This is a genomic window from Halopiger aswanensis (genome assembly GCF_003610195.1).
Taxonomy (GTDB): domain Archaea; phylum Halobacteriota; class Halobacteria; order Halobacteriales; family Natrialbaceae; genus Halopiger; species Halopiger aswanensis.
The window spans coordinates 505,382-520,947 of the sequence record NZ_RAPO01000002.1; the positions used below are offsets into that span (position 1 = coordinate 505,382).

General features: G+C 65.3%; 11 protein-coding genes. 5 read left to right on the forward strand and 6 right to left on the reverse strand.

Translation table 11 applies throughout. The features are described from left to right. Nucleotides 1-165 precede the first annotated feature (165 nt). Nucleotides 166-3,024, forward strand: a complete 2,859-nt coding sequence (locus tag ATJ93_RS09635) for a lamin tail domain-containing protein (protein WP_120244439.1) — start codon at nucleotides 166-168, stop codon at nucleotides 3,022-3,024. A gap of 140 nt (nucleotides 3,025-3,164) precedes the next feature. Next, nucleotides 3,165-3,692, forward strand: coding sequence for a DUF7344 domain-containing protein (locus ATJ93_RS09640; RefSeq protein ID WP_120244440.1), 528 nt, complete (start codon nucleotides 3,165-3,167; stop codon nucleotides 3,690-3,692). Nucleotides 3,693-3,731: 39 nt separating this feature from the next. On the opposite strand, the gene ATJ93_RS09645 is transcribed toward ATJ93_RS09640, so the two are convergent. From ATJ93_RS09645 to ATJ93_RS09660, 4 genes are all read right to left on the reverse strand, one after another. Then, nucleotides 3,732-4,805, reverse strand: coding sequence for an alpha/beta hydrolase (locus ATJ93_RS09645; RefSeq protein ID WP_120244441.1), 1,074 nt, complete (start codon nucleotides 4,803-4,805; stop codon nucleotides 3,732-3,734). A gap of 221 nt (nucleotides 4,806-5,026) precedes the next feature. Further along, complete coding sequence (locus ATJ93_RS09650; RefSeq protein ID WP_120244442.1) at nucleotides 5,027-5,821, reverse strand: VOC family protein; 795 nt, start codon at nucleotides 5,819-5,821, stop codon at nucleotides 5,027-5,029. A 56-nt stretch (nucleotides 5,822-5,877) separates the two neighbouring features. After that, nucleotides 5,878-7,596: a Na+/H+ antiporter NhaC family protein gene (locus ATJ93_RS09655; RefSeq protein WP_120244443.1), complete on the reverse strand. Its 1,719-nt coding sequence runs from the start codon at nucleotides 7,594-7,596 to the stop codon at nucleotides 5,878-5,880. Between the two features lie 117 nt (nucleotides 7,597-7,713). After that, a complete protein-coding gene (locus tag ATJ93_RS09660) occupies nucleotides 7,714-8,826 on the reverse strand; it encodes an OBG GTPase family GTP-binding protein (protein ID WP_120244444.1) in 1,113 nt (370 codons plus the stop codon). A gap of 258 nt (nucleotides 8,827-9,084) precedes the next feature. On the opposite strand from ATJ93_RS09660, the gene ATJ93_RS09665 reads away from it, so the two are divergent. Further along, nucleotides 9,085-9,294 (forward strand): VNG_1110C family protein, encoded by a 210-nt coding sequence (locus ATJ93_RS09665; protein ID WP_120244445.1) that lies wholly within the window; start codon nucleotides 9,085-9,087, stop codon nucleotides 9,292-9,294. A gap of 182 nt (nucleotides 9,295-9,476) precedes the next feature. Then, nucleotides 9,477-11,462 (forward strand): hypothetical protein, encoded by a 1,986-nt coding sequence (locus ATJ93_RS09670; RefSeq protein WP_120244446.1) that lies wholly within the window; start codon nucleotides 9,477-9,479, stop codon nucleotides 11,460-11,462. A 240-nt stretch (nucleotides 11,463-11,702) separates the two neighbouring features. On the opposite strand, the gene ATJ93_RS09675 is transcribed toward ATJ93_RS09670, so the two are convergent. Then, nucleotides 11,703-13,034 (reverse strand): tRNA(Ile)(2)-agmatinylcytidine synthase, encoded by a 1,332-nt coding sequence (locus ATJ93_RS09675; protein ID WP_120244447.1) that lies wholly within the window; start codon nucleotides 13,032-13,034, stop codon nucleotides 11,703-11,705. A 210-nt stretch (nucleotides 13,035-13,244) separates the two neighbouring features. On the opposite strand from ATJ93_RS09675, the gene ATJ93_RS09680 reads away from it, so the two are divergent. Further along, nucleotides 13,245-14,216 (forward strand): transcriptional regulator, encoded by a 972-nt coding sequence (locus tag ATJ93_RS09680; RefSeq protein WP_120244448.1) that lies wholly within the window; start codon nucleotides 13,245-13,247, stop codon nucleotides 14,214-14,216. Nucleotides 14,217-14,261: 45 nt separating this feature from the next. Here ATJ93_RS09680 and ATJ93_RS09685 read toward each other — a convergent pair whose 3' ends face one another. Next, nucleotides 14,262-15,425 carry an MFS transporter gene (locus ATJ93_RS09685; protein ID WP_120244449.1) on the reverse strand — a complete coding sequence of 388 codons (1,164 nt, stop codon included), beginning with the start codon at nucleotides 15,423-15,425 and terminating at the stop codon, nucleotides 14,262-14,264. Nucleotides 15,426-15,566 lie beyond the last annotated feature (141 nt).

Here is a 15,566-nt window from a genome sequence, read left to right on the forward strand (position 1 = left end):
GCGAGGTGGACGCGATCGGTGTTTCGCCGGGGACGGTGTTCGAGAGCCCACAATTCGGGACTTGTAGTTCGAGCCCGGACTCGAGATCGGCGATGATCGAACTCGAGAGCAAGCGACCTCCACATCGGCGGCCGAAGCACACGAATCGCGCTCCGTTCACCGACAATGAAACGACGGACCCTCATACTCGGTTTCGGAACGGCGGCGGGCGCCGGCGCGATCGTCGGCTCCGGGGCCTTCTCGACGGCATCGGCGGAGAGACAGATGACGGTACGCGTCGTCGACGACGCGAGTTCGTTTCTCGCCCTCGAACCGGGCGAGCAAAACGGCGCGCACGTCAGCAACGAGGACGGCGAGGCGGTCAGCATCGATTTCGGCGGCGGCGACGCGGTCGAGGGCGACGGCCTCGGGATCGATACGGCGTACACGTTCGACGACACCCTTCACATCCGGAATCAGGGGACCGAGTCCGTGTTCGTCTGGACCAGTACCGAGAGCGACGCCTTCGATGACGATGACGTTTATCTCTATCACGAAGACCCAGAGGCGCCGCTGTCCGACGCGCGGGCGATCGAGGTCGAGGTCGGGACGGAGATTCCGGTCGGCGTCTTCGTCGATACGACCGGCCTCGAGACCGACGCGTACGACATCGGCGTAACGATTCAGGCGGCAGGAGAAGATCCAAACGGCGACGCACCTGGTGAGGGCGGTGACGGTGAGGCAGACGACCCGGTCTCGGATCCGATCCCGTCGGTCGTGCTCGACTCGGTCTCGAGTCTACTCGACGCGAATGAACAGCCGCTTACCGACGATTCGGCTGTCGCTATCTGGGCGGAGTCAACCGCGTATAACGGCGACGAAGACGGCAACGGTGACGCCGTCAACTATCCCGGCGGAACGGACATTCCGGTCGTCGCGATCGACGGCACCGTCGTCGGACTCACCGGACCGTTCGCGGCCACCGATACCGACTTCGGCACGTACGGCAACGAGGAGTTCCTGCACAACGTCTACGACGAGTTGGTCGGCAGCGGGACGGTCCTGTACGACGAGGGGCACGGCCAGTACTACACGCGCTCGTCGAACGGCGGCGACGACTTCCAGGTCTTCGGCGACTACCTCGAGGACGGCGGCTACTCCTACGACGCGACGACCGATCTCGAGTCGGACCTCGACGACGCGGCTGCAGTTGTGATCACCTCGCCGTCGGATGCGTTCACCGACGGCGAACTCGCGGCGCTCTCGTCGTTCGTCGACGACGGCGGCGTGCTCTTCCTGCACGACCAGTCGGACTTCAGTGATTACGACGAAACGGACACCCTCAACGAAATCGCCGACGAACTCTCACTGTCGTTCCGGTTCAACGACGATCAGGTGTACGACGACCAAACCAACGACGGCGTCGAGTTCGTCCCGACCACGTCGAACTTCAACCGCGAAATGTACCCCGAGTTTTTTTCGAACCGTGACGGCATCGAGGACGACTCCGAACTGAATCCGTCGGAGCAGTACGAAGTAGACGTTGTCGAAGTCACGGACGGCGATACGGCCGACGTCCAGTTCCAAGACGGCACCGTCGAAACCGTCCGCATCCTCGGCATCGACACCCCTGAAACCGGGAACACGGACGAGCGACTCGCGGAGTGGGAAGGCATCGAAGACGGCGACGCGCTCCGCGAGAAGGCCGACGCGGCGACCGACTACGCCGTCGACAAACTCGCCGGCGAGACGGTGACCCTCTCCTTCGACGAGAACGAAGGGCTGCGGGGGAACTACGGGCGACTGCTCGGTTTTCTCGACCTTCCCGACGGCACCCGCTACAACGACGCCGTCCTCGAGGACGGCCACGCGCGAGTGTACGACTCCGGGCTCGAGGCCCACGACGAACTCTGGGACCTCGAGGCCGACGCTCGCGCGGCCGGGAGGGGACTCTGGGACCTTTCCGATCCCGCGGCGACGCCGGAGATCGGCGACGAGCCGGTGGAGGCGCTGTTCTTCCCCGAACCGGTCGAAGTCACGGGCAACGACGTTCCGGTGCGTTCCGAGAGCGGCGAGCCGCTCGTCGCCCTAGATACGGACGCCAACGTCGCTGCTATCGGCGGGCCGCTCGTCGAGGAGGACTTCGAGAGCGCCGAGGGCGGCCCGGGAATCGACGAGTTCGGCGTCTACCCGTTCCTGACGAACGTGATCGACGCCGTCGAGACGGCGACCGGCCCGGTCCTCGTCGAGGGCGGCCACGGCCAGTTCGGCGCCGACTACGCGCTGTCGGCCGAAGACGTCGCCCACTACATGCGCTACCTCGAGGGGCAGGCTCCCGCCGACGAGGCGTTCATCGGCCTCGAGGGCGTCACCGACGTGACGAGCGATCCCGGTCCCGACCTGCTCGAGAACGGTAACCCGGCAGCACGCGCACTGGTGCTCTCGACGCCGACGTCGGAACTGACAGCCGACGAACGATCGGCGATCAGCGATTTCGCCGACGCCGGCGGCGCGGTCGTCCTGATCGGGACGGCCGCCGATACCGACGCGCTCGAGCACTTCGAGCCGCTCCTCGAGGAGCTCGGAACGGACGTCGGGTTCACCGAACATGCGGTTACTGATTCGAACAACGCCCTCGCTGGCGACCCGTCGGTTCCGACGACGAGCAACTTTGACGACGGGTTTGCGGAGTTGTTCACGCCGTTTACGTCCGACGACGCGGCAGCAGACAGTGGCGTCGAAATCACCGACCTCGACGAGGAGGCGGAGTACGTCATCCTCGAGAACACCGGCTCGGAGTCGGTTTCTCTCGAGGGCTGGGCGCTTGCCGATGCCCACGGCGGCGAATACGAATTCTCCTCGTTGACGCTGACGAGCGGCGAGACGGTGGTGATCTATACGGACCAAACATCGTCCGTCCCCGACGCTGATTACGATCGAGATTGGGGAAGTCCGGGATACCAGGGATACGTCTGGAGTAACGACGGCGAGACGGCTACCCTCGAGGACGCCAATGGACGCGTCGTCGATACGTTGACGTACTGATCGTCGATCGACCTCGGGCGTACCGGCTCTGATTTCGATCGATCACTCGCACGTATTTTCTATAGTAGTACGCTACCGTACATATCCGAATTAAATAAGTTAATACTGACACGTCCTGATAGCTTTTCGACAGGAGAGAAATGACACCCTCCAGTAATTCGCCCACCCCCTCCGAGGCGGATATCTTCGACGTGCTATCGAATCCCCGCCGACGCCACGTGGTCCGCGTCCTCGAACGGCAGGGTGAGGCCGTGAGTCTCGACACGCTCGCCCGCCGAGTCGCCGCAGCGGAGAACGACATTCGTCTCGAGGAGGTCAGCTATCACCAACGAAAACGGGTTTACACCGCACTCCAGCAAGGGCACCTGCCGACGATGGACGATTGCGGTGTCATCGCTTTCGACAGGGATCGAGGTATAATAACGCCTACTGACGGATTGACGGACGTAGAACGCTACCTGTCCGCCGTTCACGGCGACGGGCGTTCCCGGGACAACTACTCCGCTATCGTTTCTACCGTCGCTGTCGCTACGATCACAGCGGCGTGGATCGGCGCGTGGCCGTTCTCGCTTCTGGCGTGGTTTCACTGGACGGTGGTTCTCCTCGTCCTCTTCGTCGCGTCGACGGCCGTACAGACCGGTGCGTTGCCTCGAGTGGAACTGGAGTGATCCTACCCGATCGACGGCTGTCGGCTGGTCTCAACGCCGTTACCGCAGCGTTCGATCTAGGAACGTACCGATCGCGTCCGGACCTGCTGGCGGTTGATCGGCGAGCGCCGGCTCCGTCGTCTCGCCTTCCTCGAGATGCGCCGTCGCCGTTACGCGCTGTGCGGGCTGGGTGGTCTCGAGAACGGCCATCGCCGTCCGCTCGGAGTCGGCGCCCCAGACGTGGCCGAGGTCGTACAGTTCGTAGAACGTCGCGTCGACCCCGGCATCGGCCAACGCATCGAACAGCAGTCGGCTCTGCTCGACGGAAACGACCTGATCCTGACGGCCGTGCATGAGGCAAAACGGCGGCGTGTCCTCCGTTACGTAGGTGATCGGACTCGCACAGCGGGCGCGATCCTCGTGTTCCGAGACTGGACCGCCCAGTAGGAACGACTCGAGCGACTCTTCGCCGCCCGGCAACTCGAGCAGGTCGTGGATCCCGTACCAGTCGACGACGGCCTGGACGGCTCCCGACTCGTCGGGTGCGACCGCCTTCGCGACGGCCTCGTTTGGGTACACGTCCCCGGCGATCTCCGTGACGTCGTCGACCACGCCGGCCAGCGCCGCCAGATGCCCGCCTGCGGAGGAGCCCCACGTCGCGACCCGCTCGCCGTCGAAGCCGTACTCGTCGGCGCTCGCGCGGAGCCACCTGATCGCGGCCTTCACGTCGACGATGGGGTCGGGGAAGACGCCCCGCGGTGTCGGATTCTCAGGATCGGTCTCGAACGGTACGTCCTCGTCTTCTGGAACTTCCGCCAGTCGGTAGCTCACGCTCGCCATCGCGCAGTCCCACTCGGCCGCGAACCGCTCGAGGTCGGGGGCGTTCTTCCGAGTCTCGAAGACCCAGCCGCCGCCGTGAATGTAGACGACCAGCGGCGTCGGCCCGTCGGTCTCAGTTTCGGGGACGTAGAGGTCGAGTTTCATCTCGCCGGCCTCGCGCTCGACGTAGGTGATGTCCTCGTAGGCGGTCACTGACGCCGATTCGGTCCTGTCTCTCGATTCGCCGCCGTCCGTTCGCGTCTCGTTCGTGGACGCCGCCTCGTCGCTCGTGTTGGAATTCGAACAGCCCGCCATTACGACCGTTCCGAACGCACCGCTTGCGTCTAAAAATTCCCGTCTCGGTACCGTCTTCCGGTTGTTCGATCGCATAACGGGGTTCACCACGGATCTACACAGAGATGGATATTGCCGTCGGTGACTGAGGCCACAAAAACGGCTGCGTGGATGTTCGGCGCCGAAGAAAACCAGAACGGCGGGTGGATCGTCGATCGCGATCGGAGGTCCCGACAGCGACGTTAGAACGGGAACAGCGAGTCGGCCTCGAGATCGCGCTCGATCAGTTCGATCTCGTGGCCGTCCTGATCCTTGGTGAATGCGTACATGTTGTCGTTGCTCTCGGGATCGCGGTAGTCGTCGGCCTCGCGCTCGAGCAGTTGGTCCCAATCGTCCTGCAGGTCGTCGACGCGGACGCAGAGGTGGCCCCAGGCGTCGCCCTGCTCGTAGCTGCGGCCGTCGTAGTTGTAGGTGAGTTCGACGGACATCGCCTCCTCGGGGGCGTCGCGGGGCTCGACGAAGTAGTTCGCGAAGGTGTCGGCCTCCCAGCGGCCGACCTCGTCGTACTCGAACTTGCGCGTCCAGAAGCCGAGCGCCTCGTCGGCGTCCTCGACGCGGATCATGGTGTGGTCGATCGACCAGAGCGCGCCCGCGTCGGGGTCCCGCTGGACGATCTCGATCTCGTGGCCGTCGGGATCCTTGACGAACGCGTAGTCGCCGCCGCAGGACTCGGGATCGCGGTAGTCGTCGACGCCCTCGTCCATCAGCTGCTGGTAGTAGTCCTCGAGTTCGCCGTCGGGAACGCGGACGGCGATGTGGCCCCAGGCGTCGCCCACGTCGGGCTCTTCGCCCTCGTTGTGGGTGATCTCGAGCATCGCCCCGTCCTCGTGCATGTCCTCGGGGCCCAGATAGACGATGGTGAAGCCGTCGCCCTCGTAGCGGTCCTTCTCCTCGTACTCGAGGTGGGTCTGGTACCAGTCCAGCGACTCCTCCAGATCGGCGACGCGAATCATCGTGTGGTCGAGGATTCCGTCCATACGCGAAACATCGCCTGCGGACCGCAAAAACGTGGCGGAGGCGGCGAAGCGGCCGATTAGTCGCCGCCGAACTCGGACTCGCCGTCGCGGTCCTGCTCCCGGTCGTACTCGTGCTCGTGCTCGGGGCCGCCCTCGAGCGGTTCCTCCTCCGCGGCGATCGGGTGCAGTCCCTTCCGAGCCGCGTCGAGTTCGGAGAGCCCGTACACGAGGGCGGTCAGCAGGACGACGCCCAGCGGCAGAAAGACCAGCGGCGAGACGCCGAGGTACCCGTTGAGCAAGTAACAGACCACGACGACGACCATGACCGTGACGGCGTAGGGGAGTTGCGTGCGCACGTGATCGATTAGATCTGCGCCGGTGAACGTCGCGGACAGCACCGTCGTATCGGAGATCGGCGAGGAATGGTCGCCGAAGATCGCCCCCGAGAAGACGGCGCCGACGACGATCGGCATGGCGTCGAAGCCGCCGGTGAGTTCGTAGGCGAGTTCGATCGCGATCGGTGTCACGATCCCCATCGTCGCCCACGACGAGCCCATCGTGAACGCGATGAACGCGGCGGCGAAGAGGACGACGATCGGGAGCAACGCGGTCGGTACGGCGTCGCCGACGAGGTTCGTGACGTAGGTCCCCGTCTCGAGCGCCTCGGCGACGCTGCTGATCGTCCACGCGAGCACGAGGATCGTGACCGCGGTCAGCATGAGCCGGAAGCCGTCGAGAACGGTGTCGACCGCGGTGTCGAGATCGAAGAGGCCGTAGGCGATTCCGATCGCGATCGCAGTCGCGACCATCGCGAACGAGCCCCACACGAGCGCGCCGGCGAAGTCGCCGGCGCCGACGATGTCGACGAACACCTGTACGTACCCGTCGGCGACTGCTGCGCCTTGGATGGTGGTCGGCGCGCCGGCCTCGGCCTGCGACGACGTCCACGACTGGTAGCCGGTCCAGAACGCACCGGCCAGCGTGACCGCGATGAGGACGACGACCGGCGCGAAGAACGTCCGCAACATCGGTCGGTCCTCGATCGGTGCGCCCAGATCCTTCTCGACCTCCTGGAGCGGCTGGGCGTCCTCGCGGCTCACCCGCCCGGTCGACCGGGCGCGGTGCTCGGCGTCGAGCATCTCGCCGTAATCGCGGCCGGTGTAGACGACCAGTCCGACCATCACGATCGCCAGCAAGGCGTACGTGTTGTAGGGAATCGACCGCACGAACGTCTCGAAGGCGGTTGGTGCTCCCTCCGCGCCGAGGCTCCCGTAGGCGTCGCCGATCAGCGAGAGCTGAAAGGCGACCCAGCTCGAGAGGGCGATCGTCGCGACGGGAGCGGCCGTCGAGTCGACGATATAGGAGAGCTTCTCGCGGGAAATCCGGAGTTGATCCGAGATTTCGCGCATCGTGGAGCCGACGATAGCCGTGTTGGCGTAATCGTCGAAGAACATAGCCATCCCGAGGACCCAGGTCGTCAGGCCGACCGTCCGCTGAGTCTGCAGCCGGGCCGTGGCCCACTCGCGGACGGCGGTCGCGCCGCCGAGGCGCCAGATGAGCGCGACGCCGGATCCCAGCAGGAGTGTAAACAGCAGGATCTGGACGTGGAAGCCGTCATCGGCGATGATCGCGCCGACGATCCAGTCAAACGTCTGCGCGATGCCGAGGCTCTCGGTGTAGATGACTGCGCCCGACCAGATCCCCAGGAACAGCGACAGCATCGGCCGACGGGTCGCGATCGCGAGGACGATCGCCAGCAGCGGCGGCACGAGCGACAGGGCCCCGAATTCGGACATACCCGGTCACTCGACTGAGCAAGCGGATAATATTGCGGATTCCTCCGGTGGCGGGACTTTCAGCAACGAGTACACGACCCGACGAAACCGAAGAAACGAGGCTCGAGATTTGACGCCTCAGCGGCGGAGAATCAGCTTCAGTACGTCCTCGTCCTCGAGCACGTGGTCCTTTCCGACCTGCTGTTCGTCGTGGGTCGCGCTCGGGCCGGTGACGCGGGCGAAGCGGAACCGCTCTTCCATCTCGCCGCCGAGTTTCTGGATGGCCTCGCCGACGGTCGATCCCTCCTCGATGACCAGCGGCTCCTCCCAGTCGACGCCCCGTCCCGGCTTGTCCATGTAGACGCGGATGAGCCCGAGATTCTCCCAAATGCGGTCCTTCAACGCCTCGAGGCCCTTCTCCTTCTCGGCGCTGATGAAGGTGACTTCCTCGGGGTCCAGATCGCGTTCTCGGAGTTGTTCGTCGACGGTTTCCTTGTAGTCGGGCTCGATCAGGTCGACCTTGTTGACGCAGGTGATCGAGGGAATGTACTCGCGGTTTTCCATGAGCCCGTCGACCAGCCGGTCGATGGTGACGTTCTCCTGGAGGTTGACGTCGGCGTTGACGTAGCCGTGTTCGCGGAGGACGTGCTTGATCGTCTCCTCGTCCAAATCCTGGTCGGTACTCGAGGTGATCTTGATGCCGTCCTTGATCTTCGGACGCACCGTTACCCGCGGCGGCTCCTGGTCGACGCGGATGTTGATGTCGTACAGTTCCTCCTGTAGGCGGTCGTACTGGTCGATTTCGAACACGGAGAGGACGAAGATGATCAGGTCGGCGTTGCGGACGACCGCCAGCACCTGCTGTCCGTCGCCCTTCCCCGTCGCTGCGCCCTCGATAAGGCCGGGAACGTCGAGCATCTGGATGTTCGCCCCGCGGTGGTGGAGCATCCCGGGGTTGACGTCCAGCGTCGTGAACTCGTAGGAGCCGGTCTCGCTCTCGGCGTTGGTCAGCGAGTTTAGCAGCGACGACTTGCCGACGCTCGGGAACCCGACCAGCGCCACGGTGGCGTCGCCGTGTTTCTCGACGGAGTAGCCGCCACCGCCGCCCGAACCGGATTGCTGATTCTCCAGTTTCTCCTTTTTCTCCGCGAGCTTCGACTTGAGCCGGCCGATGTGGGCCTCCGTCGACTTGTTGTAGGGCGTGTTGGCGATTTCTTCCTCGATTTCCTCGATCTCCTCCTCGAGCCCCATTTGTCAGTATCCAACCGCCCGCGCCGAAAAACACTTTCCATGCCGCCCGGTCGACCCGAACGGGCGGCGGCCGCACGGCGACCGACACCGGTCTCGAGAGCAGCGGCCAGTTCGGATTCTCTCTCGTCTTCAAACCAGCAATCGACGACTGCTCGAGATCGGGAGAAACGCCTCGAGAATCCCCGAACCCGACTCATTACCGATACAAACGGACTTCGACACACATAAACGCCGAGCCGGATAACGTCAATCCGTACGATGCCCGATCCGGCGCGACTGCGCGACAGTACCCAGATCGTCCTTCCGCGGGAAATCCTCGAGATCGAGGACCTCGAGTCGCAACTCGAGGAGCAGTTCACGGTCACGATCTTCGACGAGGGGGAAGGGTACTGTCGGATCATCGGCAGTCCCGTCGAGATCAAGGCGGCGAGTGATTTTCTCGTGCGGCAGGGCGTCAGCGTCTCCTGACGGCACTCACTCCGTTTTAGACATCTCAGGCCGCGAGCCACGGCACCGGGATTTGGGCGAGCGAGGTCACGTCTCACCCACTCCATCAGTCCATCGACTGCGGTCACCGTCGAATGATGGTATTCTGCCGACGAAATCGAGTTTGAATATTTATAAGTGGGGCCTGAGAACGGAGAGAGCACATGCCTACGGATACGAATTCGGGACTGCTACCGGGGCGGCGCTCGGTGCGAGCGCTCGGCCTCGCGGTGCTTGTGGTGCTTTCGATGCTCGCGACGAGCGGGCTGGCCGGCGCGACTCAAGCTCAGACCGGTACGGATACCGATGACACGCTCGAGAGCGCGGACGAACTGTACCTGAACGACGACGGGAGCGGCGTCCTCGTCTATTCGGACGATGAGAACGAGGTCAAAGAGTACCAGATCGGCGCCGACGTCACCGAGGGACTGGCACACGTCCTTATCGCCGACGACGTCGAAGACGACGAACTGGAGAACGCCGAAGGGAACCTGAGCGCCACACTCGAGGACGATATGTTCTCGGCCAACGGCGCGCTCACGATGGAACAGCCGCCGGAGGTTGAGGACCTCAACGTCCAGATTACCGGCGAGCAGAGTGCCGAGACCAGCGAGTTCGACGCGGACGTCTACGCGCTGCTCGGCAGCGGCGAGTCGGGCGATATTCAGCAGCTTTCGTCGACCCAGCAGGCCTCGCTGTTCGAGTCCGCGGAGACCTCCGGATCGATCGAGACGACCGCGAACACGTTCCGAACGACCGGTGACGTAAGCGTCGACTTCGGCGCCAGTTCGATGGCGACGGGCGACTCGCCCGAGGAGACGTTCGCGTTCGACCTGACCGAAACCGAGACCGGCTACGAAGTCGCGGTCAGCGAGCGCGGGACCGAGCAGGCGTTCCTGACGGATCCCGCCGAACAGTGGGGAACCGAAGCCGACGCGAAAGCGACCCTCGAGGAGCAGTACAGCGCGCTCGCGGACGATCTCGGCGGCGACGTGACGGTCGAGATCGACCACCACAGTTTCGAAGAGCAGAGCGCGGACACCTACTGGAAGGAACTCGACTACACGATCACCTACGAGGGGATCGACGAACTCGAGGCCAACCTCGCCGACGAACTCGCCGACGATTCGACGGCCGACCTCGAGCGGGAGGAGGCCGAGGAGATCGCCGAGCAGGTGACGAACGTCGAGATCGAGACGGTTCAGTTCGACCTCACCTCGAGCACCGAGGCGATGGATGCTAGCTGGACCGTCGAGATCAGCGAGTACGCGCCGCTGCTGACGTCCGCCGTCGAACTCAGCGAGGCCTCGATGGAAGACGAACTCGAGGGCGACGACGCGGACCAGTTCAGCGAGCAACTCGAGGACTTCGAGACCCGACTCGAGGCCCAGCAGGCTGCTGACCTCCGCTCGACCTTCGAGTGGGACGCGAGCGCGACCTACACGGACGACAACCGGATCGAAATCGAGGCGACGGCTACCGGCGATACGGAGAACTACGACGCGTACACGGACGAACTCGCCGACCGCGGGATCGACATGAGCGACGAGCGCGTCGTCTTCGAGTTCAACGCGGTCACCGAAGACGGCGAGATCAGCGTCGACGGCAACGTGGAGATCGGCACGGAGGATCTGGCACAGACCGCGCTCACCTCGGTCGCTGATTCGATCCGCCAAGAGCAGGACGCCGACCAACTGGGTGCATTCGCGTCCGCGCTCGAGGACTCCGAACTCGAGATCGCGAAGGTCGACGTCGACTTCGACAGCGACACCGTCGAACTCGAGGCCGGCGCGAAGTTCGACAGCACGGAATCGCTCCTCGAGGACGGTATCCTCGGCGAGAACGTCGTGCTGACGCAGATCGCCGGCGGGAGCGAGGACGGCGGAACCTACGTCTACGTCGAGGATCCCGACGGTGAGGAACTCGATCAGGACGCACTCGCCGAGCAGGGACTCGTCGACGACGACACCGAGGTCTACGAGCCCGGCGAGGGCGACCGCGAGTTCGCCGAGATGGACACCGAAGCGGCGACGAACTACCTCGGCGTCGAGGCCGACGGCGGCGACGGTATGCCCGGCTTCGGACCGGCCGCCGGACTGATCGGCGGCGGGATCGCCGTGGCGCTGCTCGCGGCGCGCCGACGCGTCTAACGGCGAGTCGTCGCACCCGTCGCGAACGGGTGTGATACGAATCGGGCGGTAAACTATTCGAGCCCGATCCAAACTACGCTTGATGGGGATAGACCCACAGCGGTGCGCTACGCGATGCTTTTGCTCGAGCCGAGGAATACCGGGTCAGACACCGGGTGGCGTCTCGAGGACGCCCTCGAGAGCGAGGCCACGCCAGCGTGGAGCTAAGAGCTGGCCCTGCCGTGAGGGAATCTCCCACCGCTACCGCTCCGGATGCGTCGGCGCGTCGAACCCGCCGCGAACCAGCGGTTTCGCGATGTGGCGGCGTGCACACGGCGGCACCTCGTACCAGCCTTCCTCGAGCTCGCGCTCGAGGGGCACCGCTTCCTTTCCGGGTGCGCTGGTTCCGCATTCACGGCAGCGATAGCCCTGATTGCGACCGGCACTCTCCATTCGGCGGGCGCAGTCCGGACAGGTCGGCGTCACTCGCTCGGTCGTCACGAGGTCTCGGACCGCGAACTTCTCGAGTTTGAGCGTTCCGCGCGAGACCTCGCCGCAGACGGTGAGCCGGTCGCCGGGCCGGAGCGCGCGAACCCGATCGCGGAACCGCTTGGTGGGTTCGAAGGCGGCGCACTCGAGGCGGTCTGCAGTGGGGTCGTCCTCCCCGTCCACTGCCGCCTTGTCCGCCCCGTTCGGCGGCGCGAGCTCGAAAAAGACGTGTCCGCCGCGTCGGGTTTCCGGCTCCGTTGCGACGCGTCCCTCGAGTCGGTATGCTTGGCCGTCCCGAACCGCGCCGATCGCCCCGTCCTGCAAGTGGACGTCGGTTCCCTGGTTCGTGACGAACAGCTGGCTCGAGGCGACCGGCTCGCTCGCGATTCGCTCGGCGACCGCGCGGACGGCCTCGGGATCGTCGCCGCGGATGCCGTGGAGGATCGGACCCGGCGTGTGCGGAACGCAGACCGTCTCGTTTTCGGCCCGGTCGACGGTATCCCAGACCTCGGGGTAGCCCCGGTCGGCCGCCGCGAAGACGCTCTCCGAATCGACCTCGCGCGGAGTCCCCCACCGATCGGGTTCGCGGTAGGAGATGTACTCGTAGGTCCACTCCTCGAGGGCGCGCCAGGCGCCGACGGCGGCCAGCGCCCCGATCCGACCGCGGCCGTTGCCGGCGCCCCACGCGCGGTAGCCGCGGCGCTCGAGGAGGTCGGTCGCCTCGGTAAGCGCGAGTTCCTCGCGGATCGCGCGGCGGGCAAATGTGGCGACGTCGTCGGGGATCGCGTCGGCTCCGTCGGAGCCGCCAAGGTCGACGTCGGCCACCACCAGCCCCGGGTTCGTCCGCTCGTCGGTCGTTTCCGCGAGCGTCTCGAGGTGCTCTCGAGCGACCTCGAACGCGCGGTCGGGGTCGCAGTCGGTGTGGATCGCCAGCGCGGCGTTGCCCCGCGTCTTGTACTCGACGGCCGGGTTGAGCCGCACGAGTAGGAGGCGCGTACCGTCGGCACCGTCCCGCCGCAGTCGCTCGGCGACCCGCGCGGCGACGTAGGTCGTGCACATCCCGCGCTCGCGGGAATCGGTGTCGTCGAGGCCGACGATGGTCATCGGCCGACCGTAACGGGGGCGCGGAGTAACCCCTTTCGGGACGCGCGCGGTCGTCGCGACTGGAACAATTTGGATCGTATAAACCCACCCGAGGGCGGCCCGACGAACCCAACCAGTATATAAGTATACTGCCGGTACAGATTCGAATCGCTACACGGCGGGCGGACATGGGGGAAACGCTCTTATACAAGGAATTGCTTACATATCCCTATGTCCCGCTCCGCACTGGTCGGCAACGTTACCGCGATGTTAGAGGACGCGGGATTCGTGGTAAGCGACCGGTGTGCGATCCGCCCGAAGAGCTTCGACGTCGCTGCGCGTCGCGGCGAGGACCTCATTCTCGTGAAGATCCTCGGTAACATCGACGCCTTCAACGAGGAAACCGGTCACGAGATGCGCCGCCTCGGCACCTACCTCGAGGCGACGCCGATGGTGATCGGCCTGCGCAGTCGCGACGAGGATCTCAAACCGGACGTCGTCTACTTCCGCCACGGCGTGCCCGTGTTGAGTCCCGACACCGCGTACAACCTGTTCATCGAGGACGTACCGCCGCTGATCTACGCCGCACCCGGCGGTCTCTACGTCAACATCGACGGCGACCTGCTGGCCGACGAACGCGAGGACCGCGACTGGAGCCTCGGCCGGCTGGCGAACGAACTCGGCGTCTCCCGCCGGACGGTCTCGAAGTACGAGGACGGCATGAACGCTTCCGTCGAGGTCGCGATGGAACTGCAGGAGATCTTCGACGCACCGTTGACCAGCCCGGTCAACGTCCTCGACGGCGCCGACGAGGTCCACGAAACCGAGTCGACGCCGGACGACCCCGAGGCCGATCCCGACGACGAACGGGTCGTCGCGGTGCTGACGCGGGCCGGCTACGAGGTGCACCCGACGCTGCGTTCGCCGTTCAAGGCCGTCAGCCGCGACGAGGAGGACGACGACGAGGACGTGGTCCTCACCGGCCACTCCGAGTTCACCAAAGCCGCCGAAAAGCGCGCGCGGATCATGAGCTCGATCGGCCACGTCACCCACACGCAGTCGGTCTACGTCGTCGACCGAGCGAAACGCGAGTCCGTCGACGGCACCGCGCTCGTCGAACGCGACGAACTCGACGACCTCCGCAACGCCGCTGAACTGCGGAAGGTCATCCGCGAGCGGTCGGAACACGAGGAGGCGGCGTAAGCTCGCGCCGCCTCTCGCGCTGACGCTTTTTGTTCCCCCGAGTCGCTACGCCGTCCCCGGGAGCCGACCGGTTCGCTCGAGGCCGACGAGCACGAGGACCAACGCGATGAGACAGATCGCGGCGCTGCCGAACACCGCGTCGTAGCCGTAGTCACGCTCGAGCAGGACGCCCAGCGCGGACGAGCCGAGCGATTGGGTGAGCATCCAGACGGAACTGAACACCGCGTAGGCGCTGCCTCGTGACGAGTCGGGCAGCGTCTCGAGGAGGAACGTGTCCGTGGCCGGAAACAGGGCGTGGATGACGAAGCCGACGATCGCGCTGAGGACGACCAGCGCGACCAGCCCCTCGACCAGCGTCAGCGCGAACAGGCTCGCGGCGAACGCGCCGACGACGCCGAGCAGGTACGGCACGTGCGGGAACCGATCGGCCAGATCGCCGCTGAAGAAAAAGGCGGGAACCCCGGCGGCGAAGATGACCGTCAGCAGGACTCCGGCCATCCCGTCGGAGAGCCCTTTCGACTGCATGTAGAGTTCGTAGAAGTTGAACACGCCCTGCCACACGAAGACGGGCGCGCCGACGATCGCGAGCGACGTGCAGATGAGGCGCCACTCCGAGAGCGCGCCGGCGACGAAGTCCCGGTCGGCCTGCCCCGCCGTGGGGAGGTCGGTGTTTCGCGCCGCGAGCCACGTGTAGAGCGTTATCACCGCCGTGCCGACGGCGATCGCCCACAGCGAGAGCCGCCAGGTAACCAACAGTGCGACCGCGACGAAGGGGGCGGCGATCACCGCGGCGATCTGGCTGGCCGCACCGTGGATGCCGACGATGCGGCCGACCCGCGACGGGAACAGTTCGCTCAGCAGCGGGTTCGCCGAGACGAAGTAGACGCCGGAAGCGACACCCATGAGGAACGCGCCGGCCATCAGATGCGGGACCGTCGTCGCGGTCGCCGCGATACCGGACGAGACCGCGAGAAACGTCCCGGAGCCGAGCACGACCTGATGGCGCGGCAGCCGCGTCAGCAGCCAGCCCGTCGGCAACCGGAGCGAGGCGCTCCCGAGCCACGCGAGCGTCACGATGAGCCCCGCGGTCGCCTCGCCGATCGCGAACTCCCCGATGAAAACGTTCAGCAGCGGCGCGAAGACTACCCTCGCAAGGTTGATGAAGAAAACGAGTCCGCAGAGGGATGCAAAGAGTCGTGCGCGAGTCACGGTCAGTATTTCTAACACCCCATCTCAAGGGTTCCGAAACCGGCAGCGGGCTGCCGGTTAGCGATCGCAGTGGTAACGTGAGCCACCGTTCCCTCGAGCGCGAACGCGCTGTCAGGTCCGCCATCGGGCAGTACTGCTGCT

Coding starts and splice junctions, on each gene's coding strand:
- ATJ93_RS09635 (WP_120244439.1), top strand. CDS start 166: ATGAAACGACGGACCCTCATACTCGGTTTCGGAACGGCGGCGGGCGCC.
- ATJ93_RS09640 (WP_120244440.1), top strand. CDS start 3,165: ATGACACCCTCCAGTAATTCGCCCACCCCCTCCGAGGCGGATATCTTC.
- ATJ93_RS09645 (WP_120244441.1), bottom strand. CDS start 4,805: ATGGCGGGCTGTTCGAATTCCAACACGAGCGACGAGGCGGCGTCCACG.
- ATJ93_RS09650 (WP_120244442.1), bottom strand. CDS start 5,821: ATGGACGGAATCCTCGACCACACGATGATTCGCGTCGCCGATCTGGAG.
- ATJ93_RS09655 (WP_120244443.1), bottom strand. CDS start 7,596: ATGTCCGAATTCGGGGCCCTGTCGCTCGTGCCGCCGCTGCTGGCGATC.
- ATJ93_RS09660 (WP_120244444.1), bottom strand. CDS start 8,826: ATGGGGCTCGAGGAGGAGATCGAGGAAATCGAGGAAGAAATCGCCAAC.
- ATJ93_RS09665 (WP_120244445.1), top strand. CDS start 9,085: ATGCCCGATCCGGCGCGACTGCGCGACAGTACCCAGATCGTCCTTCCG.
- ATJ93_RS09670 (WP_120244446.1), top strand. CDS start 9,477: ATGCCTACGGATACGAATTCGGGACTGCTACCGGGGCGGCGCTCGGTG.
- ATJ93_RS09675 (WP_120244447.1), bottom strand. CDS start 13,034: ATGACCATCGTCGGCCTCGACGACACCGATTCCCGCGAGCGCGGGATG.
- ATJ93_RS09680 (WP_120244448.1), top strand. CDS start 13,245: ATGTCCCGCTCCGCACTGGTCGGCAACGTTACCGCGATGTTAGAGGAC.